The sequence below is a fragment of the Pseudomonas mandelii genome (genome assembly GCF_006438925.1).
Classification (GTDB): Bacteria; Pseudomonadota; Gammaproteobacteria; order Pseudomonadales; family Pseudomonadaceae; genus Aquipseudomonas; species Aquipseudomonas mandelii_C.
Map to the genome: position 1 here is coordinate 1 of NZ_RCZA01000004.1, position 21,465 is coordinate 21,465.

Below are 21,465 nucleotides of genomic sequence, written 5' to 3' on the forward strand. Positions count from 1 at the left end.
CGGCACCACGGCTTCGCCAGCACTGACCGCCGACAGGCTGCCGTCCTGGTACAGCTTGCGCCACAGGAACAGCTGGTTGGCATTGATGCCGTTGCGCCGAGCCACCACCGAAACGCTTTGCCCTGGCTCAAGACTCTCGCGAACCATGGCCAGTTTTTGCTCTGGGCTCCAGCGGCGCCGTCGCTCCTGGCCCAAAAGCTCCCCACTCTTATCGTTGCTGTTAGTCATAAACATAACCGTTTGCCTATCCCTTATCGTAAGGGGGAAACGGTGTCCTGTCTTTCATGGGGCTCGTTCAGCCTGCATGAAAGGCAAATTCAGTCGAAACTTGCTTTCAGCGAATGGCAGCTTCTGGCCGATTTCTGCCTGTCACGCCTGACCACAACTAACATTTTGCGGTCATTCGACACGGGTCCCCTCAGTAGAGGTCAGATCATTCCCAAGGGAGTTGAAATAAAACCATTCGGAAAAATGGGTTGAGTGTCGTGCGGACCGGTAGCCAATACCATTTGAGTCCAGCTCATTTTGGGGGCCGGGAGCAGTGAGCAGCAGAATGGAATCACTCGAGCAATTGCGCTATCGCAGCATTCATGCATTAGCCCCGCCTGCCTATTTACCTGTGAGCTATTTGCTTGCTTGTATAGTTCGCCGCTGAGGAATAGATTCGTTGTGAACCTTTTTACACCAAAATTGAAATGGATATCGCCGTGACTCAATCTCGATTCCTCGCTCACAACCGCACTTCCTGACGTCAGCCACCTCTACTTCGTCGTCGAACAAACCCGGGCCGCAAAGCCTTTTGAAATAGTGCATCAATCCAGTGCGGTGACCGAATGCGCGTGATGATTCTGGATGATGACCCCTGGATAGCAGACCTTCTGAAACAGCTGGTTTTGAGCATCCATCCGCTAGCGCAAGTCGATTGCTTTGGCGACGTTGCCAGTGCCTTGCATGCCTGGCAGCAGGATGCCTACCAGATGGTCATGGCTGACTGGAATCTACCGGATGCCAGCGGAGTAAGCCTGTTGCAAACGATTCGTGCACAGGATCTGAAAATACCGCTGATTATGATCACCGGGCGTTCCGATCGAGAAAGCGTCTTGGCAGTCAAATCGCTGAGGATCAGCGCTTTTTTTACCAAGCCGTTTCAAGTGTCGCGTGTCGTTGAATGCCTCAAAGCGCTCCTTCCTGCCGATACGTTTGTGCAGGTGCCCGCTGATATTGATGAAAACCTGATCAACTATCTCAGCGGATTATCCACCCATGAACTGGACCTGCCGTTACTCGCTCAGGTGAAGGAAAATCTCCAGCGTGGATTTGGGGGAGAGCAGCTGGATATTCGCGAATTGGTCCAGGATTGGCAGCATGATCCGGCGCTGTGCGCTCATCTGATTGGGGCAGCCAACAGCGCGGCTTATCACGGAGTGGGCCAACCCTGCACCAGTTTGATCGATGCTATTAAACGATTGGGTGAGCTTACCAGTGTGAATCTGGCGTTGAGCCAAGCCCTGCGACAGGCCAATACCCAAACCAATGGGCTGCTGATGACCTGCATGCAGTCTTATCTGGATGATGCCGAGGGCCTGGCTGAGCAAGTTGTTTTCCTGGCTCGACGATGCCAGCTAGATCCGACGCCACTACAGAGTGCTGCGTTGCTGCACCGGATAGGCGAGCTTTGTGTGCTTTACCAAATCCAGAAGTGGGAGGGCCAGGGGCATAGGGTGGATGAAGAAGTGCTCACCCACGCCCTGCGTGATTTCGCCGCCCCCTTTGCCATCAAGTTGAAAGCCTCCTGGGGACTCCCTCAAACACTGCGTGAGTTGATAGGCGCGATCTATGCGTTGCCTCCCATGCAGGTACGCCGTGAACAAGTGGTCATGCGCCTTGGGGCTGCTATGAATGATAGAGAGCCTGAAGCGGACCTCGAAAGACTTCAACGATTGGCGGGCCTGGCCTGAGCGCACTCGAGGACACAGACAGGGCATCTCACCACCGAAAAGCTGGGCGAGGATTTTTTGTTATTAAAAAAGGGATTTGCGAGGCTCAAAGGAAATGCGTAACAAGTCGTTTATCTATATATCCGTCTTATTCCCTTGGCTCAAATATGCACATTTTTATCCACGGGGTTCATGGTTAACGTGATGCATACGAACTAAGTTATAGACGCTATCAACAGGGTTCGAACTTAATATTGAAGGCTTGAAGGTCTTCTGCAATGGGACAATGCGGGTGAGAAAACATAAGTTTTTTGCATTGAGCTGGGGAGTATCTATCACTCTGGTGGTGGGGTTAGGGGTAAGCATCCTGGGTGGCTGGATCCTCGAACGCATCAACGAGCAGCAGGCTCAAGACGCGATCGCCGCGGCTACCGAGGAAGCCGCAGAGTTGGTTTTAACTCGCCTCGAGCTTTACCAATACGGATTGCGTGGCGCTCGTGGAGCGGTGCTGACAGCGGGTGAACATGGCATCAGCCGCGAAGTTTTTGACCAATATCACCAAACGCGCGACCTCGCTGCCGAGTTCCCCGGCGCAAGTGCTTTGGGCTTTATCAGGCGAGTACCGGAGCGCGATGAACGCGAGTTTCTCAAATACGCTCGGGCCGATGGCAAAGCCGATTTCTCCATTCGTCAACTCTCACCCCATTCAGGCGAGCGTTACGTTATCCAGTATGTCGAACCGGCTGAGGGAAACCAGGCTGCAATTGGTTTGGACATTGCGTCGGAAACCGCACGGCGAGAGGCTGCCCAATCCTCGATACAAAGCGGTAGGGTACGGATTACCGGGCCCATCACTCTGATACAGGACACAGGGAAACCGCAGCAGTCTTTCCTGGTGTTGATGCCCATCTTTCGCGGCGGAGAGACACCGGCGACCGCTGTTGAGCGAGAGGCCGCAGCGTTTGGCTGGAGCTATGTCGTGTTGCGGACAGAGCAGGTACTGAGGGGCCTGCGCATAGAAAATGAGGCGGTGCATCTGGGGCTGAGGGATATCACCGTCCCAGGGCGAGAGAAGCTGTTTTATGAAAGCACGGACGACTCGACTAGCCATGAAACGCTAATGACCCACCAGGTGGAGCGCGAGGTATACGGGAGGCGATGGCAAGTTGAACTCAGCGCGCGCCCGTTGTTCATCCAGCGCCTGCATCAGGTTTCACCAACAGTCGTCCTGTTGATGGGTGGTTTGCTTACTCTACTTCTGGCTACGCTTGCGGGTGTCGTGAGTGTAAGCCGTCAACGCCGGCGGCAGATATTCTCCGAGCAGGCAAGGCTGGCCGCCATCGTCGAAAGCTCGGCCGATGGCATCATTGGAAAAACACTCGATGGCGTAGTTACCAACTGGAACAAGGGGGCCGAGCACCTGTTTGGCTATACGGCCGAGGAGGCAGTGGGCCAGACACTGGCCCACCTGGTTGTTCCTGAGGCGCTTGTCGCTGAGGAGGCCGGGATCCTTGTGCGTATCAGGGCGGGGGAGCGTATCTCCAGCTTTGATACCCAACGCCATTGCAAGGACGGTCGGCTGATTGATGTCTCTGCCACTGTCTCACCCATTTATGGCGAGGGTGGTCGCGTCGTTGGAGCTTCCAAGACATTAAGGGATATCTCAGCGAAAAAAGCTGCGGAAGCCCGAATTCTCGAACTCAACTCCGGCCTGGAGCAGCAGGTTGCGCAGCGAACTTCTGAGTTGCGGCATCTCAATCTGCTGTTGGGCACGGTGCTGCGCTCGGCCACCGAGGTTTCGATCATTGCGACGGATCTAGATGGCGTTATCCGTGTGTTCAACAAAGGCGCCGAGCATTTGTTGGGTTATGACGCCGATGAGTTACTGGGAATAAACACTCCAGCGCTGATCCATGTGCCCGAGGAAGTCACTGCTCGTGGCGCAGAACTGAGCGAGGAGTACGCTCAGACGATCGACGGTTTCCATGTGTTTACCCATAAACCTGAACTTGAAGGCGCAGAAACACGTGAGTGGACTTACATACGTAAGGACGGCTCGCGGTTTCCTGTCACGCTGGTGGTCACCTCCATGCGCGATGACGATGGGAAATTGAGCGGCTACCTGGGCATCGCGGTAGACATCACCGAACGGAAAGCGGCAGAAAAGGAGCTGGCTGCGAGCCTGGAGACGACGCAGAATCAACGTAGTGAACTGATGGCGGTGCACGATCAGTTAGTGATGGCTGCTGAGGTAGCCGAACTGGGCATCTGGTCATGGACGTTGGCGGACAATAACTTGCAGTGGAATGACCGCATGTTCGAGTTCTACGGTCAGCCACTGACGTTGCGCAATACTGGTCTGAGTTATAAGCACTGGTACTCTCGCATTCACCGTGAGGATGCTGTGGCGGCGGCTGCAAAGCTGAATGCCGCCGTTGAGGGGAATGGTGTGTACGACACAGTTTTCCGTGTCGTTCACCCAGGCGGCCAGATCCGCTTCATACAGGCAGGCGCGCAGGTCGAACGCAGTCCCAACGGTACGCCCCTGCGCGTGACGGGTATCAATCGGGACATCACTGCCCAGCGCGAGCTGGAATCACATCTACTGTACGCCAAGGAACAGGCCGATACCGCGAGTGCGGCAAAATCGTCGTTCCTGGCCAACATGAGCCACGAAATACGCACGCCGATGAACGCCGTGCTGGGCATGTTGCAGTTGGTGCAGAACACTGACCTGAATGGTCGTCAACTCGACTATGTGACCAAAGCGCAGACCGCTGCGAAATCACTGCTGGGGTTGCTCAATGACATCCTTGATTACTCCAAAATTGAGGCCGGCAAGCTACAGCTGGATGTGCACCCGTTCGAACTCGAACCGCTCATGCGTGATCTCTCCGTTGTGCTGGCAGGTAATCAGGGCCAGAAAGAGGTCGAGGTCATGTTCGACCTGGACTCCAATCTACCCAACGACCTGATCGGCGATAGCCTGCGGCTGCAACAGGTGCTGATCAACCTGGCGGGTAATGCCCTCAAGTTCACCATGGAAGGCCAGATCGTGGTCAGCGTCGAGCAACTGATGCGCACGGAGAACACTGTGAGCTTGCGCATCGCCGTTGCTGATACCGGTATCGGTATCAGCCCGGAGCAACTTCAACGCATTTTTGAAGGATTCACTCAGGCCGAGGCTTCAACCACCCGCCGCTTTGGCGGTACCGGTCTGGGCTTGGTGATCTGTAAGCGGTTGGTCAGCTTGATGGGCGGTGAACTTCAGGTGGAGAGCCAGCAGGGTGTGGGAAGTCGCTTCTGGTTCGATATCACGCTGGATGTAGCGCCGAATTCGCTGCTGAAATCTGACAGCTTTGGAGTCGATGCGTTCATACGGATACTGATCGTCGACGACAACGCCATGGCGGGTGAATTGCTGTTGCGAACGGTTCATGCATTGGGGTGGAAGGCCGACCACGTGAGTGGCGGCACGAAAGCAGTGGAATGGGTGAAGAACGCCCAGGCGAGAGGCGAAACCTACGACGTGGTACTGATGGACTGGCGGATGTCCGATATGGATGGGCTGAGTGCTGCGCAATTGATCCGTCAGCAGGGCAACGGCGTACCTCCTCCAATGGTTATTATGATTACCGCTTACGGCCGTGAAGTGCTGGCCGACGCAAACGAGATGGGAGACGCTCCCTTCGTGGGGTTTCTCACCAAGCCTGTCACGCCTAAGCAGTTAGCCGACGCTGTTCAGCGAGCACTCAACGGCAAGGACCTTGCGCAGTCACTCCCGTCCAAGTCAACTGTTGACAGGCCGCAGCGCCTGGCCGGGCTGCGGCTATTGGTCGTGGAAGACAACATGCTTAATCGGCAGGTTGCCGATGAGTTACTGACAGGAGAAGGTGCTCAAGTGACGTTGGCTGAAGGCGGTCTGGAAGGTGTGAGCAGGGTGATGGCTGAGAGGGTGCCCTTCGACGCGGTGTTGATGGATATCCAGATGCCGGATATTGATGGCTTGGAGGCGACCCGTCGCATTCGATCGGATCCACGTTTTGCAGCGCTGCCAATAGTGGCGATGACCGCAAATGCCTCCAATACCGACCGTGAGGCCTGTCTTGCTGCGGGGATGAATGAGCATGTCGGCAAGCCCATAGATCTGGAACAACTCGTCGCAACATTGCTTTTTCAAGCGGGCCGTGAGGATCGCCAGGCATCTCCAGCCCTGGGCCAAGCCAATACAGGAGAAGGCGTCATCGAGCCTCGTGAATCGATCATTAGCCGCTTTGGTGGTGACCTCGATTTGATCCGCAACGTGCTGCGTAACTTTGGTCCCGAGCTAGAAAAACAGCTTGTCCGGTTGCACGATCAGATCCAGCGGCAAGACGCATCGGGGGCAGCTTTCGTGCTCCATTCCATTAAAGGCAGCAGCGGCACCATGGGTGCCAAGGCGGTATCGCTACTGGCCGGCGACCTGGAGCACAAACTGAAATCCGCAGACGCTGAGTCTGTAGCGCGCATCTTTGCTGACGCAGCATGGTTTGATGAATTGAGCAGGTTACTGCAACAAAGCCTCGAGCAGATGAATGTCGACTTTGGTCAGAGCCCGAGCGCAAAGGTCTGTGTTGACTCCGAATTGATGGCGCTCACGGAATGGCGAGAATCCCTTGAGGAGATTTTGCTGTTGCTGGAAGCGGGCAACCTTCAAGCCATAGAACTGGCAGACGCATTGGCGTCAAAAACGCCACAATCCCTGCGCCCACAGTTCGACGAACTGGTTGTCATGGTGCAGTCGCTAGACTTTTCCGCTGCGATGCCGATTGGTCGTGAACTGTTGAGATCTGCCTGATGGAACAATCGATGCAAACCTGGTTACCACACCCCCATAACCGTCCAAAACTCCTCATTGTCGACGACCAACCGATTAATATCCGGGTACTCCATGAGTTGTTTCGTGAGGACTGTGATGTGTTCATGGCCACCAGCGGTGAGCAGGCGATCACGGTATGCCAGACCCAACTACCCGATCTGATTCTGCTGGACGTGGTCATGGTGGGCGTGGACGGGCATGAAGTATGCCGTCGACTCAAGGCTGACCCTGCGACCCAGGACATCCCCATCATCTTCATTACCGCACAGCAGCAGGAGTCGGATGAGGTACTAGGCCTGGAACTTGGCGCGGTGGACTTCATCAGCAAACCCATCAATCCAATCATTGTTAGAGCCCGTGTGCGAACACACCTGGCCCTGAAACTACAGAACGATCTGCTGCGCTCCATGGCGTTGATGGATGGCCTTACGGGAGTGGCCAATCGACGTAAATTCGATGAGGACATATTGGCGGATTGGCGTCAGTGCTTTCGAGAGCAAAAGCCACTGTCGCTTATCTTGGTGGATGTTGATTTTTTCAAACGCTACAACGACCAATATGGTCACCAGGCTGGAGATGGTTGCTTGAAATCTGTTGCCCAAGCGTTATCTGAAACGGTTAGACGCCCCTACGACCTGGTCGCTCGGTATGGTGGCGAAGAGTTTGCCTGCGTTCTGCCCAATACAGGTCTTTGCGGAGCGGTCGAACTTGCAGAAAAAATGCAAGAGCGTATCCGCGCGCTGGGTATCGAGCATTCTGCTTCTGATGTAGATCGTGTGGTGACTATTTCTCTAGGCGTTGCAACATTGACTCCCACTGACAACCATGAATTCCAGGCGTTGATAGAAGCAGCAGACAAGCAACTTTACGAGGCGAAAAAAACTGGCAGGGCCAGGGTCTGTTCATCCTTTAGCGATGAATATCTTTAATTCTGCTTCTGTGAATAGCTCGGTTCCAAACCCTTGTCGAAGAATGCCTTGGTCGCGTCATGTATTCCAAGGCAAGCGACTCGCAGGTGTGACAGATGCTAATCGACCAGTCTTCGGCCTTGCGAGCCAAGGTTGCTCTGAGCCCATCCAGCGCCCGGATACTGGGAGCATCAGCCATGCTGATAGAATTGGGCAGATTTCACAAAGCGCCCCTCTGGGACAGAGCATGATTAAAGAATTGACGGAAGAAGAGATGCGCCGAGCGCTGTTCGGTTACGCAGAGGTACCTACGCCGGTTAACATGCCCGGTGTGCAAGAAGTCCATCCGGCCGGCATGACCGTGCCGCCAGCAAAGGCTGCGACAAAAAAGGGGGGTTCGAAAGCCTTCACGCCGAGGCTAAGGGTCACCCTCCGGGTAGGAAATGAATTCGAAGGTGAAACTTACGAGATAATCCATGACGCCGATACGCTGAGCACCCTCCTAGCAGAGCAACAGGCTACCAAGGCTGCGAGGAAAAAGTTCAGGTATGTGGAAGTGATATCGGTCAAGTCGATGTAACAGCAATTTCACTTAGCTCGCGCCAAGACTTTGAACCGTCCTGGCAACGCACAGCTTCGCCAAAGCATATGTCGGGCCTGTCACATCGAACGGAGCTTCCAAGGACAGGCCACTGTCGACCCGAAGCGGCCTCTCGAATGTGTCTACGGATGTAGGGGCGGCTCAGTAATTGGAAGCTTGACTAGAAAGGTGGTGCCTCCACTCGAGTCAGAGCTGACATCGATTGAACCGTTATGTGCTGCCACGATCTCTGACGCGATGAACAGGCCCAAGCCCAGCCCCTCTGTCGGCCCGTGATCAATTGCAGATCGCTGAGAGAAACGACCCATAGGGTTAAATATAAACGGGAGAATGTCCTCTGGTATGGGCTCACCACTGTTATGGACGGTGAAAATAGCGCAGTCTTCTGAGGTCTCTAACTCCACCTTGATAGGGAGTTGATTATCTCCATGCTGTACAGCGTTGCTGATTATGTTCGAGAAGACTTGTTCCATTCTGGCGCCATCGAATTGCCCTTGAACTGGAGTCTTCGCGTCGAACAAGACCAGGGCCTTTGGATGAAACGCTCGGATTTCTTCGACAACACGTTCGCAAACGTGCGAGAGATCTATATCCGCCGTTTTGACAGGAATGCCTGGGCCCATTTGGCAGCGTGTTAAATCAAGTAGGTCTCCAACAATTTGGCTCGCTCGCCGCACGCTTGTATATATTTGATTGGCAACCTTGGTAGCCCGGGCTCCGGCCCCTTCTGAGCGCCTCAACATATCGGCACCCAGCAAGATCGCTCCAAGCGGGGTGCGCAGGTCGTGGCCGAGAATGCCTAAAAATACGTTGCGTGACGCCTCCACCGCGCGTGAGTAACTGGCGATGGATTCGGCGAGAGCCTGATCGATGGCCTCGTGGAATCGGGTCATGTCGTCGACATTAATCGGCGTGCCATCCTTCACTTGCCTCATCCACTGACTGACGACACTCGTTCTCAGTGCTCGATATTCCGACACCATTTGATCGATCGTGAAACCTGCCATTAACCGCGTCATTGCATGAGTTTCAGCGGCGGTTTCTTCATCATCTGAAGGGACTTGGCCTTGAGACTTGGCAGCTTGCTCTCGCTTCGTCTGCTTTGTTCGCAGGTCAGTTACAATTGCCTGCAACATCTGTTCGGCATGATCTCGCAGAGCTTCACTTTCGAGGTCCGCACCCGGCGTCTCAATGGTTCTGGCGAAATCTTCCCAGGCCTGCAGAATCGGCTCAAGGTTCTCAAGAATGAAATCGGACAGGCGCATGTCGGTGATCCTAATGGGAGGCGATGCAGAGGCCGGCAAGAAAGCGAGGCTGCGCAGATACGGTGTGAACGGGTGTTCAGCAGTGTAGGAGGTTGTTTATAGCTTTTAAAGCGCGGTCCGTATTAGGCCCGCTTTGTCGATACGCATGATCAAGGCGTCGCCAGCTTTGACACTGACCCTGATTTCTTGCGTCCATTGCCTAGAGCACCCCTCCGAAGTTCGCGCCGAGAGCGTGTGTGATCCGAACGTGAGCCCGAAATGGGCTACTTCTGCGCCGAAAAAGTCAGCGGCCGGCTTTTCGTCTATTGAAATACGGATCGCGCAATCATTTCCTGATGAGGTCGCGGCCAAGATGACGAGATGGGCATCAGATGTTTTTGTAAAACCAAAAAGCCGCTCTTGGGGAACAGTGGTGATCTCTTCCGGAACGGGTGCCGTTTTGCAGCCTGCTAATAGAGCAAGTGTTAAAAGGAAAGTGACGTACTTCATCCTATTCCTCTACGCAGTTTCTTCTGTCCAGCTGACGCTACAGCCCTAATGTCAGCGACTTCAATCTCTGCTCCACGATGCTGTCAAAATGGTCTGATAACAGTTCGCAGCGCTCTGTGGACAGGCCGTCACAGCATGTTATTCCGAGTATGAATCCCTGGGCTTTAGCGCCGCTTTTAACCGCGAGAATCATTGAGCCTGCGAGTTCGATCTCGCGGAGAATCCTCTCAGCCTGCCGCTTTATGGGCTCGGGCAAATCGTTTGTAGCTTCTCTCATGGCTTTCTCCACCAGCGCTTACGATCGAACAACAAGAGGCACCAGTTCGCTCTGAAAGCATGGACCAAAGGTTGCTCCATGAGTTTCGCTGGTTCATATCAAGAGATCTTCACCCGTCGACCAGCCATAGTACTGCTGCTTCCGACAAGAGCTCAGCTGCTGCCGCTCTTGACAGGCAGCTTCTGGCCGGTTTCTGCCCTCCATGAGGGGCTGCAACCGACCCTTTGCCGTCGGTCATGCTTCCCGGAAGCTGTCGTTCAAAGCCGAGCTAACAGGCCGCAACCTATGCCGCGCAGCGGCAGTCTTCGGTTGCGGTCCGAGTTGAGGGAAGGGTTAGACCTCAGTTGGCCGCGCATGATGATTTGGACTTTGGCTTACGCCTCCGTCGCCGACGGCCAGCCGATCCGTGCCGCACTACGAAGATTGGACTGAACGACTAAGCGATGAAACGGGGCAATGAGAAAAATATAGAGACGACCTAAGCGATTGTGGCAATGAACAACGGTCGACAGAGTCAAGTGACGTTTAGCTCCCGGCGACGACTGACCGGAACACAGAACAGAGAGCCTGAAGTCCAGGTGCTTGTCGTCTTCTCCAAGAACAACTTCAGTTGGACTTGTGCTGTAGATCTTAAAGATGCCGAGTCGGCCCGCTCCGCTCTCCGCATCCAGTGATGCGAGATGCTTAGCTGTCTTGAGGCCGAAACCGGCTACGAGCGCGTCTCGAACCGTCAAGAGGCTGCTGACCCAAGGCGTTTGGTGAGCGAAGATGAACCTCGCCAACAATTCGGGATTGGTTGACGCTCCGGTGGGAAGCTCGATCGAGTAAGCGTCGGCGAGATTCATCGATGCGTAGGCTTTAGCAATCGCCGACTCCGGAGGAAGCGACACAGATGTTGCGTGATGGTGTTCGGTTGACATGTATGCGGCCTATGGTTCGTTTCTGAGGTCTAAAATTTCAACCACATGATCTGGCATCTCCTGCGGGAGCATTTGCCTAGCACTGTAATTGGCATCTTCTTGGCTATCCGCCCGAATCGGCCTTGTGCCTTCGGACCAGGACTCGCTATCGAGCGACGACTTGAGGCGATATCTGTACTTCACGAAAAAGAACCTCAGTGCTGTCATTTTTTGGCCCGAGATGAGGGTTCGAGTACGAATCACAGGAAGCGTAGCATTGAATAGCCCCTGGCTTAGTAGACGCAACCGAACGCCCCACTGATCTCCGACTCTTGTTGGCTCGCCGGCTGCTTTTGGCCGATAGCACTCTGTCGTCAGCAGTTATTTATGGCCATCAGCCTTTCCTGTGAGCCGCGAGGTGCGAAAGAAAAGTAACCTTCGCAGGACCTCACGGCTGACCTCGGTTGTTTCAGAAACGGCGCTGAATAAGCTTCTCTAACAGCAATGAGGTCGGGGGCACAGTGCACCGGCATTCATCAGTCAGAAACGAGCGTGGCGTCATCCCGTACTTGTTGGGTGTCAGTGGCCGTCTGCCGACCCACCTTGAACCATGCGGCGTACAACGCAGGGACGAAGAAAATCGTCAGCAGTGTCGCCACGGTGAGACCGCCCATGATCGCGATCGCCATTGGCCCCCAGAACACACTGCGCGTCAGCGGGATCATTGCAAGCACGGTGGCCAGCGCCGTCAGCATCACCGGACGGGCCCGGTGAATGGCCGCGTCCAGCACAGCATTCCACGGGTCGCGCCCTTCGGCGATTTCGATCTGCACTTGATCGATCAGGATCACTGCGTTGCGCATGATCATGCCACCCAGAGCGATGATGCCCAGGATCGCAACGAAGCCCAGCGGCGACTGGAACACCAGCAGCGCCGGCACCACACCGATCAGCCCCAGCGGTGCGGTCAGCACGACCATCCACATGCGGGAGAAGTTCTGCAGTTGCAGCATGAGCAGCAGCAGGATGGTGATCAGCATCAGCGGGGCCACCGCGATCAGCGCCTTGTTGGCCTTGTCACTTTCCTCAACGGCTCCACCCGTGTCGATGCGGTAGCCCGACGGCAGCTTCGCTTCGATGTCCTTGAGCAACGGCTGGATCTCCTGAGTCACCGATACACCTTGTTCGCCATCCTTCACGTCGGCACGCACCGTGATTGCCATATCGCGGTTGCGGCGCCAAAGCACTGGCTCTTCCAGTTCAGAGCGCACCTGGGCGACTTGCGACAGCGGCACCACCGTGCCCTGGCGTGTGTAGAGGTTGATGTCTTTCAGCGTGTCGAGGCTCAGGCGCTCAGCGGGCACGGCACGGGCGACGATGTCGATCAGGTCCTCGTGCTCACGCAGCTGCGACAAGGTTGCGCCGTTCATCACAGTCTGGGTCGCCAGCGACACGTCGGCCGGCGTGAGGCCAAGCGCGCTCGCCTTGTCCTGATCAAGTTCCACCTTTAACGTGCGCACCGGGTCGTTCCAGTCGAGCTGGAGGTCGCGCACCTTCGGGTTGGACGCAATCACGTTCTCCACCTCGCGAGCGATCTGGCGCACCTTCTGGGTATCAGGCCCTACGACGCGGAACTGCACCGGGTAGCCGACAGGTGGCCCCAACTCGAGCCGGGTCACGCGCACCCACGCCTGCGGGAATTGTTGGTCAGCCGAGGCCACCAGCCGCGCACGTACCCGCTCGCGTGCTTCCAGGTCCTTGGTCATGACAACGAACTGTGCAAATCCCGGATTGGGCAGCTCGGGGTTGAGCGAGAGATAGAAACGCGGTGCGCCGGCGCCGGTGTAGGCGGTATAGAAACGCACGTCCTCGTCCTTCGCCAGGATCTCCTCCATGTGCTTGACCTGCTCGGTCGTCGCGGCGAACGAGGAGCCTTCCTTGACGCGCAGGTCAATGACCAGTTCAGGGCGCGAACTGTTGGGGAAGAATTGCTGCGGCACCAGCTTGATACAGGCCAGAGCAAGCGCCAGAGCGCCAACCGTCGCACCGATGACCACCCAGCGGTGCTCGATGGCGGCGTCTATCAGGCGGCGGAGGCTGCGGTAGAACTTGGTGTCGTGCGGATCAGCGTGCTGGTGCGTGCCCAAGTCGTTGGGCAGCATCTTGACCGCCAGGTACGGCGTGAAGATGCCGGAACAGATCCACGAGAACAGCACTGCGGCGCCGACGATCCAGAAAATGCCACCCGCGTACTCGCCGGTGGTGGACTTTGAGAGGCCGATCGGCAGGAAGCCCACGACCGTGATGAGTGCGCCGGTCAGGCGCGGCATGGCGGTGGACTGATAGGAGAAGGCGGCCGCCTTCACGCGGTCCATGCCGGTTTCCATTTTCGCCACCATCATCTCGATGGCGATGATGGCGTCATCCACCAGCAGTCCCAACGCGATGATCAGTGAGCCGAGCGAGATTCGTTCGAGGTTCCAGCCCATCGCCAGCATCACCAGCGCCACGCCGCCCAGCACCAGCGGCACCGTGGCCGCGACCACGAGGCCTGCCCGCCAGCCCAGGCTGGCCAGGCTCACCGCGATCACGATGATCAACGCCTCGGCCAGTGCGCGCCCGAAGTCCAGGATTGCATCTCTCACCGTGGTGGGCTGGTCGGCCACGAGTTCAAGTTCCACGCCATGCGGGAGCTCCGACTGGATCTTGGCGACGGCCGTGTCCATCGCCTTGCCAAGGTCCACGATGTTGCCGTCGCTGGTCATCGTGATGCCGAGCATCAGCACGGGCTCGCCGTTGTGGCGGACCGTGTAGGTGGGCGGATCTTCGAAACCACGTGTAACGGTCGCAATGTCGCCGAGTTTGATCTGCCGGTCGCCCGCGGCGATGGGCACGTTGCGGATAGCCGCTTCGCTGGCGAACTGGCCGCTCACGCGCACCATGACGCGGTCGCCGCGGGTGTCGATCTGGCCCGCGGGCACCATGGCGTTTTGGCTCTTGAGGCTTTCGGCAATGGCCAGTGGTGTGATGCCCAGCGCGGCCAGGCGCTCGTGCGAGAACTCGACGTAGACACGCTCGGCCTGCTTGCCGATGAGATCGATCTTCTTGACCATCGGCACCTTCAGCATCTGGCGCTTGATGTCCTCGGCCGCGTGCGAGAGGTCGGCGTGACCGACGCCGTCGCCCTTGATGGCGTACATCAGGCCATACACGTCGCCGTACTCGTCGTTCAGGATCGGGCCGATCACGCCGTCAGGCATCTCGAGGCTCAGGTCGTTGAGTTTCTTGCGCGCCTGGTACCAGGCTTCGCGCTGGTCAGCCTTGGAAGTGCCGCCGCGCACGGTGAGCGTCATGCCTGCATAGCCTTGCCGCGCGTAGGTGACCACCTTCTCGAAGTTGTCGATCTGCTCGAATTTCTTCTCCATGCGGTTGAGGACCTGGTCCTGCAACTGCTGGGCAGTGGCGCCCGGCCAGATGACCATGGCGGTCATGGAAGGCACGGAAAAGTTCGGATCCTCGAGCTGGCCGAGCCGGGTGAAGCTGAAGGCGCCAGCCACCGCGACAATGAGGAGCATGAACAGAACGATGGCGCGATGGCGCAGCGCCCAGTCGGTGAGGTTGAAGTTGTTCATCGGGCGGCCTGCTGCGTGATATTGGCGTCAACGATCGCCGCACCGGGGAGCGCGACCTTCAGTCCGGACGTCATCTTCTGGACGCCGGCGGTGACGACCAATACGCCAGCCTGCGGCCCGGAGACGAGCACCTCGTCGTTGCGATAGCCCCACACCGCCACAGGCTCCAGATCGACGATACCTACCGGATCCTTGCCCGTGGGCGTGACCACCCACAGCGCCGGCTGACCGCCGCTCTGCGTCAATGCGGTGGCTGGCACTGCCGCCACAGAGACACTTGTCATGACTCGCTCGGCCATCACCGTGGCGGTGGCGCCCAGCGGCAATGCCTGGATTGGCTTGAGCCGCGCGCGATAGGTGCGCGTCTGCGCTGCAGCCTGCGGCGATAGCTCGCGCAGCGTGACATCGAAGACCTCGCTCGGCGCACTGGCCAGCGACGCCTTGAAACGCGCGTCCTTGAAGACGGCCAGTTGATCCTCGGGCACGTCGATGACGATCTCGGATTCATCCGGATTCGCGATCGAGACAACCGGTTGACCCTCGGGCACGACCTGCCCGGCCTCAAAGCGCACAGCCGTGACGACGCCGCTACGCGAGGCGCGCAACACGGTGTACTTGAGACGGTTGCGTGCGAGTTCGAGCTTTCGCGCCTCGGCCTCGGCGGTCGCATGCGCGGTTTGGGCATTGGTATGCGCGCGCTCGGCGTCGGCCGCACTGACCGAGCCGTCAGCCTTCAGCGCGGTCAGGCGCTGGCGGTCCGAGTCGGCTTGGCGCGTCTGCTCGACGGCAACCGACCACTGTTGTCGCGATGCTTCCTCAGCGAGGCGGTAGTCACTGTCATCCAGCACAGCCAGGATGTCGCCTTCACGCACAAACTGGCCTACATCGACCTTGCGCTGGGCTACCTTGCCGCCCACGCGGAAGGCCTGCTCGACTTCATGACGCGACTGTACGGTGCCCACATAGCGACTGATGTCGCGGGCATTGTCGTAGCTGATTGCAGCGGTGCGCACCGGTCGTGGTGCCTGCACGGTGGGCTGGTCGGGGCTACACGCGGACAGCATGACGGCAACGGCCAAGGCGCCGGCCGCAGTAAGGGAATTCTTCAAGACGGTTCCTCTTTGGAAAACGAGAGATTCTTAGGAAAGTGGTGGCCGGTCGGCTTTGGCGGATGCGGTTGGGTTGGAGGGTTGTTCGAACACCTGCCAGCCCCCGCCCAGTGCCTTGTAGAGCTGCACGCTATCGAGCAGCAGGCGAGTGTTGCTTTCGTTGGAATTCAGGCGTGCCGCCAGGCGCGCCCGCTGCGAATCCAGCAGAGGCAACAGGTCAATCTGCCCGCGGTTATAGAGCGACTGAGCGCGACTTTGAGCCAACTCTGCGGAAGCGGCGGCCAATTGCAGCGACCCCGAGCGGCGGCGTTCCTGCGCAAGCGTGACAAGGGCGTTTTCCACATCCTCGAGCGCCCGTACGATCCCGTCCTCGGCGCGTAGCAGCGCCTCTTGTTGAGCACTTTCGGCCGCTTCGTTGATCGCTTGCGTGCGCCCGGCATTGAAGAGCGGCATAGCCAGCAGGCCTGCGACGTTGGTGAAGCGCGCAGCGCCGAGGTCGGCACCGTTCAGGTTGAGACCCTGGCGGCCGAAGGACGCGCCTAGGAAGAGTTGCGGGAACCACTCAGCTTTCGCTTGCTGGCGACGTGCATTGGCGGCGTCGAGCTGTGCCATCAGCGCCAGTACGTCAGGTCGGCGTTGCAGCAACTCGGCGGGCTGCCCGGGCTTGGCCTCAGGTACGTCGACCAAGTCTCCGCTCGAAGGCTGGATGTTTGTGGTGTTGAAAGACTGGTCGGCGATCAGCACCGCGATACGGTGACGTGACACTGCCGCTTGGGTTTCCAGCGGCGGAATTTGCGCCCGCGCCGACAAGGCGTCAGTCTGCGCGCGCTCGACGTCGAAGGCGGATGCCAGTCCCACCTGTTGGCGCGCGGTGACCAAACGCAGCGTCTCGTCCTGCATTGCCGAGATAGCGCGCAGCGTTGCGACCTGGCGCTGTGCACCGACCAGTGTGAAATAGTTGCTGACGACATCGCTCATCACCAGCAGACGTACTCCCCGCATGCTGTGTTCCGCGGCTAGCGCATCGGCGTCAGCCGCCGCCGCGCCGGCTCGCAGGCGGCCACTCAGGTCGAGTTCCCACGAGACGTCCAGACCCACGCTGGAGGTCTTGGTATCCGGATAGCCCTGTTTTATGGCCGAGTTGAAGCCGCTGCTGCGGTCGCTGCCGGAGACGGATGCACCGACGCTAGGAAGCAGCCAGGACTGGCTGACCGTTTCTCCGGCTCGCGCGGCACGCAGCCGCTCGGCGGCAATCTTGACGTCGCGGTTCTCACGCGCGGCTCGGCGCACCAGATCCGTCAGCAATGGGTCGTGGTAGACCTCCCACCAAGCCGCCTCGGGCTCCATCTCAGAGGCCGTACTCGCGGCGAAGTGGCTCGGTACGTCGACCGATGGCTTGGCGACAGGTGTGGAACAGCCGGAAAGGGCGAGGGACATCGAAGTGACAAGGGCTGCCGCAATGGCGAACCCAGTCGGGCACTTGGTCCGTTGCAAGGCTATCCCACCGGTATGGCGGGGCAGCGGATGGGGGGTGGAAAGTTGCGGCATTAGAAATGGACTCGTGTAGTTCGAGGTGGCGTCAGCGTAGGGGGACTGTGTGCGCAAAGTCGTCAGCGAACCGTCACCGTTCAGTCGCCATGCGCTCTGTATGTCGATGCTGGAAAGGATCATTCGCTGTCGCTGTCTATTGCTTGCTCACCGGCTGCCGACGCCAGATCCGCGCCAATCGACTCCAGCAACTCTTCGGCGGAGGAGAACTCGCGCTGACGCCCGGTGACCAGGTTCTCGAGCCGGCCCTTCAGGGCGTCCGGCTCGGCATCACTGCGCAACTTGACGACGTATGAACGGCGGCTCGGGTATTTGGATTCAGGGTTAAGGCTCATCGCAGACCTGGGGATCAAGAAGGTTCGATGCCAGCGTAAGTCGCCCCCGGGGCTGAGTCGTAAGCGAAAGGTCAGACTTCGGTCGGATTACCTCAGCCCCCCCATAGCCGACATTCGTGAGAGAGCCTGGCCAGTGATCCCGCAGATTCTTTCAAGTGGTCGCCGATAACTCTCAAGGAGGTCAATATTTGATGATCGATGCTTCTGCTAAGCTCGTGTCCATCCCGTTTCAATGAGATGACCGAATGGCATTCGTCGACAAGTTCGTTGCTGAGATACTGGCGCTTCAGGTTGCCCTGTATCACGCCCATGCTCGGTTGGAGGCACGGACTGATAGCGAAGCTCTGCACGATCTTAGGATCGCCGTGAGGCGTATCAGGAGTTTGCTCCGACCGATGCGCTCCATGAGCCAGGTGGCGGCTCTGAACATCGCGGCAGCTGAGGTGGGAAGGATAACCACACCCGCTCGGGATCTGGAGGTAATGATTCAGGAACTGGAGGGCAGGGGCTTTCCTGTCCAAGTTCGGCTCAGAAAAGCGCGCTTGGCTTCTCACTACTCCAAGATTCTAAAAAGCTCACACCTCAACAACTTGTTCATTCAATTGGATGAATGGCCTTCCATTTTTCGATCAGTGGAAGTCAACGGCGGTTTAAAGCACATCCAACCTCAAATTGAAAAAGCACTGAAAAAGCAGATTGACCGGCTGCATGCTGCCGTGGATGACGCTGAATTTGATCGGCACGAATTGAGAATCCTGGTCAAGCGCACGCGCTACCTCACGGAAGCGTTTCCCAAGCTTTCACCGCTCTCGCGTAAAGCGGCGAGTGCGCTCAAGGCACTGCAATCGGCTTTGGGTTCATGGCATGACCATTATCAGTGGTGCCAAAAGGCGCTGAACGAATCCGACTTGCGCCCGCTGGAAAAGATATGGCAGAGCTGCGCAGCGACCGCTCTTGAAAAAGCCGAGACCCAATTGGTCGGGTTGGCAAAACTGCTGCCAAAATAATCAGGCAAAAAAAAGCCGCCTAAAGTGGCAGCGGAAGAACGAGCACGCGTTGTATAGCCTGAGTATTGCTGTCGAAGGTTACAGCGCGATGACACATTTTTTGCGTCCTTTGAAGATCACATCCTCAAGACCCGCGATCCTGGTGTCTGCTTATTCGTAAAGGGTAGAGGGTGTCATCTTAGCGTCATCGACCCCATGGCAAGATCCTCGCAAACCGCCTAGTGCGCTCAACTTGCAAGGAATCCCCCCATGAAAGGAGACGCCTCTCTATTTGCAGCCATTGACCTTGGTTCTAATGCGTTTCGCATGATGATCGGCCAGTCAGTCAGACGGCGTCAGGGGTTCGTGATCCAGGAAGTGAAAACCTTGCGTGAACCTGTCCGTTTGGCGGAAGGGTCTCAAGGCGGGGCACTGGACGAGTTGGCGTTGGATCGGGGATGGCAAGCGCTCGCACGATTTGGCAAAAAGTTACGCGGCTTTGAGGCCGGACGTGTGCGGGCGGTAGCGACCAGTGCAGTGCGCGAAGCCGACAATGCCCAACTGTTTTTGGCCAGCGCGGAGCAGCACCTGGGTTTCCGGATTGACGTCATCTCTGGGCATGAAGAGGCCCGACTGGTGTACGCCGGTGTTGCTCATACGGTGCCGGGTACACAGAGCAGGCGACTGGTCTTGGATATCGGTGGCGGCTCCACTGAACTGATTCTGGGGCAGGGCGCTCAGCCCTTGTTGACCGAAAGTATTGCGATTGGCAGCGGCACCTTCGGCGCGCGTTACTTTCAGGGTGGCTGTATTACGGCTCAGGCACTCCTGGAGGCTGAGCGTGTAGCCACATTGCAGTTTGAAAAGGTGGCGCGTCGTTATCGCACGCTGGGTTGGCAGCAGGTGATAGGTTCTTCAGGCACCGCACGGATGCTGGCCAAAGTTCTCAAGGCCAACGGGTTGAACGACTATGGCGAAAGCGGCATCACCTACAGCGGACTGTTGCGCTTGTCGTTGCGCCTGCTTGAAGTGGGACATGTCAAACAGCTTCGGCTGACGGGCTTGCAAAGCCATCGCCAGAGCATCTTGCCTGGAGGTCTTGTTCTCATGCTGGCGGCATTCAAGGTGTTTGGTGTCTCGCATATGACGCCTTCCGAGCCTGGTTTGAGGTTCGGCGTTCTTCATGGTCTGATGTGTAATCACTGATCAACCCATAGCAACCTTGCGGAGCAGAGACCTTTACGTTGAATCGTTACAGCTTTTACAGTGCTTGAAGCTATAAAAATCAGGGAAAGACATGATGTCCACCTATGCTAATTTTTCGGACATTTCATGAGACGTGTAGTTTTCAATCAAAAAGGGGGCGTCGGGAAATCCAGTATCGCGTGTAACCTCGCGGCCATCAGTGCCTATGAGGGCTATCGCACCTTGCTGATTGATCTGGATGCCCAAGCCAATGCTACTCACTATTTGACCGGGCTCAGCGGCGAAGATATTCCCCTGGGGATCGCCGACTTCTTCAAACAGACACTGTTCCCAGGCCCGGCCTCAAAGAAGGCCCAAGCCCATATCCATGAAACCCGCTTCGACAACTTGCATTTGATCGCCGCCTCGTCGGAGCTGAGTGATCTGCAATCCAAGCTCGAGACACGCTACAAAATTCAGAAACTCAGTAAGCTGCTGGACAGGCTCGATGAAGACTATGAGCGGATCTATATGGACACTCCGCCCGGTCTGAATTTTTACAGCGTCTCGGCGCTGATTGCCGCTGACCGCTGTTTGATCCCTTTCGATTGCGATAGCTTTTCTCGCCAAGCGATTTACGGTGTGCTGCGAGAAATCGAGGAGATCAAAAGTGATCATAACGAGAGGCTGGAGGTTGAGGGCATCGTTGTTAACCAATTCCAGGCTCGCAACGCACTGCCGCAACGACTGCTCGACGAGCTGATTGCCGAGAAAATGCCGGTGTTGTCTGCGTATCTGATGAGTTCGGTGAAGATGCGTGAGTCACACCAGGCCAGCAAGCCACTGATCTATCTGGAACCGCAACACAAGCTGACCCGGCAATTCGTGGAGCTGTTCAACTTGCTTGAAGCCAGGCCTGAATGGGGCGGCTACCCGTCGACTAAGATTACTGGTTCAACAGTTTGAAATAGGGGAAGACCGTTATGGCTGACAAATGTCGAGTGCTGTTCGTTTGCGCAAAAAATGACGTTCGTTCGCTCATGGCAGAAGCACTGCTGCGACACACTGACTCGGTACACTTCGAGCCCTACAGTGCTGGCCTCGAGGCCAGTGAAATCGACCCACGCACCTTGGAATCTCTCGATCATATTGGCGTCGACCGCACGGGGTTGCGCAGTAAAGCCATCGGTGAGTTTGAGGGGCAGCCGTTCAACTATGTCATCACGCTGTGTGATAAATCGTCCGAAGAGGCCTCTCGGATGCCATCTTCCGGCGAGGTGATCGTGTGGAGTTTTGAAGACCCGACGACCAGCGAGAAACATGAGCCTTTTCGTCATGCCCTCCAGGAGATTCACGACCGCATCAAAATGTTCGTCACCGTGAAGACCAGACAGGAAAGTCATCGATCCGAGTAAAGGCTCCGGAGCGAACGATTA

17 protein-coding genes are annotated in these 21,465 nt (G+C 57.2%); 8 read left to right on the top strand and 9 right to left on the bottom strand.

The window, feature by feature from the left end; all coding sequences use genetic code 11:
• Positions 1 to 228 (bottom strand): transposase (locus EAH74_RS10015; RefSeq protein ID WP_140677966.1); only part of this gene is annotated, 228 nt, incomplete at its 3' end.
• 605 nt (positions 229 to 833) lie between these two features.
• On the opposite strand from EAH74_RS10015, the gene EAH74_RS10020 reads away from it, so the two are divergent.
• The 4 genes from EAH74_RS10020 to EAH74_RS10035 all read left to right on the top strand — a co-directional run bounded on the left by EAH74_RS10020 (position 834) and on the right by EAH74_RS10035 (position 8,283).
• Positions 834 to 1,958 carry an HDOD domain-containing protein gene (locus tag EAH74_RS10020; RefSeq protein ID WP_140677968.1) on the top strand — a complete coding sequence of 375 codons (1,125 nt, stop codon included), beginning with the start codon at positions 834 to 836 and terminating at the stop codon, positions 1,956 to 1,958.
• A 265-nt stretch (positions 1,959 to 2,223) separates the two neighbouring features.
• Positions 2,224 to 6,774: a hybrid sensor histidine kinase/response regulator gene (locus EAH74_RS10025; RefSeq protein WP_140677970.1), complete on the top strand. Its 4,551-nt coding sequence runs from the start codon at positions 2,224 to 2,226 to the stop codon at positions 6,772 to 6,774.
• A complete protein-coding gene (locus EAH74_RS10030; protein ID WP_140677971.1) occupies positions 6,774 to 7,724 on the top strand; it encodes a diguanylate cyclase in 951 nt (316 codons plus the stop codon). Before EAH74_RS10025 ends, EAH74_RS10030 begins: the two co-directional genes overlap by 1 nt.
• A gap of 226 nt (positions 7,725 to 7,950) precedes the next feature.
• Positions 7,951 to 8,283, top strand: coding sequence for a hypothetical protein (locus EAH74_RS10035; protein ID WP_140677973.1), 333 nt, complete (start codon positions 7,951 to 7,953; stop codon positions 8,281 to 8,283).
• A 143-nt stretch (positions 8,284 to 8,426) separates the two neighbouring features.
• Here EAH74_RS10035 and EAH74_RS10040 read toward each other — a convergent pair whose 3' ends face one another.
• The 8 genes from EAH74_RS10040 to EAH74_RS10075 form a co-directional block, all read right to left on the bottom strand.
• Entirely contained in the window at positions 8,427 to 9,569 is a 1,143-nt protein-coding gene (locus EAH74_RS10040) for a sensor histidine kinase (RefSeq protein WP_140677975.1), read from the bottom strand.
• Between the two features lie 105 nt (positions 9,570 to 9,674).
• On the bottom strand, positions 9,675 to 10,058 hold the full coding sequence (locus EAH74_RS10045) for a hypothetical protein (RefSeq protein WP_140677977.1): 384 nt from the start codon (positions 10,056 to 10,058) through the stop codon (positions 9,675 to 9,677).
• Positions 10,059 to 10,095: 37 nt separating this feature from the next.
• A complete protein-coding gene (locus EAH74_RS10050) occupies positions 10,096 to 10,335 on the bottom strand; it encodes a hypothetical protein (protein ID WP_140677979.1) in 240 nt (79 codons plus the stop codon).
• 374 nt (positions 10,336 to 10,709) lie between these two features.
• Positions 10,710 to 11,255 (bottom strand): DUF2867 domain-containing protein, encoded by a 546-nt coding sequence (locus EAH74_RS10055; protein ID WP_140677980.1) that lies wholly within the window; start codon positions 11,253 to 11,255, stop codon positions 10,710 to 10,712.
• Positions 11,256 to 11,770: 515 nt separating this feature from the next.
• Entirely contained in the window at positions 11,771 to 14,866 is a 3,096-nt protein-coding gene (locus EAH74_RS10060) for an efflux RND transporter permease subunit (protein WP_140677982.1), read from the bottom strand.
• Complete coding sequence (locus EAH74_RS10065) at positions 14,863 to 15,975, bottom strand: efflux RND transporter periplasmic adaptor subunit (protein WP_140677983.1); 1,113 nt, start codon at positions 15,973 to 15,975, stop codon at positions 14,863 to 14,865. Before EAH74_RS10065 ends, EAH74_RS10060 begins: the two co-directional genes overlap by 4 nt.
• Before the next feature lie 30 nt (positions 15,976 to 16,005).
• Positions 16,006 to 17,646, bottom strand: a complete 1,641-nt coding sequence (locus tag EAH74_RS10070) for a TolC family protein (protein WP_240050490.1) — start codon at positions 17,644 to 17,646, stop codon at positions 16,006 to 16,008.
• Positions 17,643 to 17,858 carry a hypothetical protein gene (locus tag EAH74_RS10075; protein ID WP_140677985.1) on the bottom strand — a complete coding sequence of 72 codons (216 nt, stop codon included), beginning with the start codon at positions 17,856 to 17,858 and terminating at the stop codon, positions 17,643 to 17,645. Before EAH74_RS10075 ends, EAH74_RS10070 begins: the two co-directional genes overlap by 4 nt.
• Before the next feature lie 245 nt (positions 17,859 to 18,103).
• Here EAH74_RS10075 and EAH74_RS10080 point away from each other — a divergent pair, with 245 nt between their 5' ends.
• The 4 genes from EAH74_RS10080 to EAH74_RS10095 all read left to right on the top strand — a co-directional run bounded on the left by EAH74_RS10080 (position 18,104) and on the right by EAH74_RS10095 (position 21,444).
• Positions 18,104 to 18,865 carry a CHAD domain-containing protein gene (locus EAH74_RS10080; RefSeq protein ID WP_140677986.1) on the top strand — a complete coding sequence of 254 codons (762 nt, stop codon included), beginning with the start codon at positions 18,104 to 18,106 and terminating at the stop codon, positions 18,863 to 18,865.
• Between the two features lie 249 nt (positions 18,866 to 19,114).
• On the top strand, positions 19,115 to 20,050 hold the full coding sequence (locus EAH74_RS10085) for a Ppx/GppA family phosphatase (protein ID WP_140677988.1): 936 nt from the start codon (positions 19,115 to 19,117) through the stop codon (positions 20,048 to 20,050).
• Positions 20,051 to 20,176: 126 nt separating this feature from the next.
• Complete coding sequence (locus EAH74_RS10090) at positions 20,177 to 20,995, top strand: ParA family protein (RefSeq protein WP_140677990.1); 819 nt, start codon at positions 20,177 to 20,179, stop codon at positions 20,993 to 20,995.
• A 17-nt stretch (positions 20,996 to 21,012) separates the two neighbouring features.
• Entirely contained in the window at positions 21,013 to 21,444 is a 432-nt protein-coding gene (locus EAH74_RS10095) for an arsenate reductase ArsC (RefSeq protein WP_140677991.1), read from the top strand.
• The last annotated feature ends 21 nt before the right edge of the window (positions 21,445 to 21,465 follow it).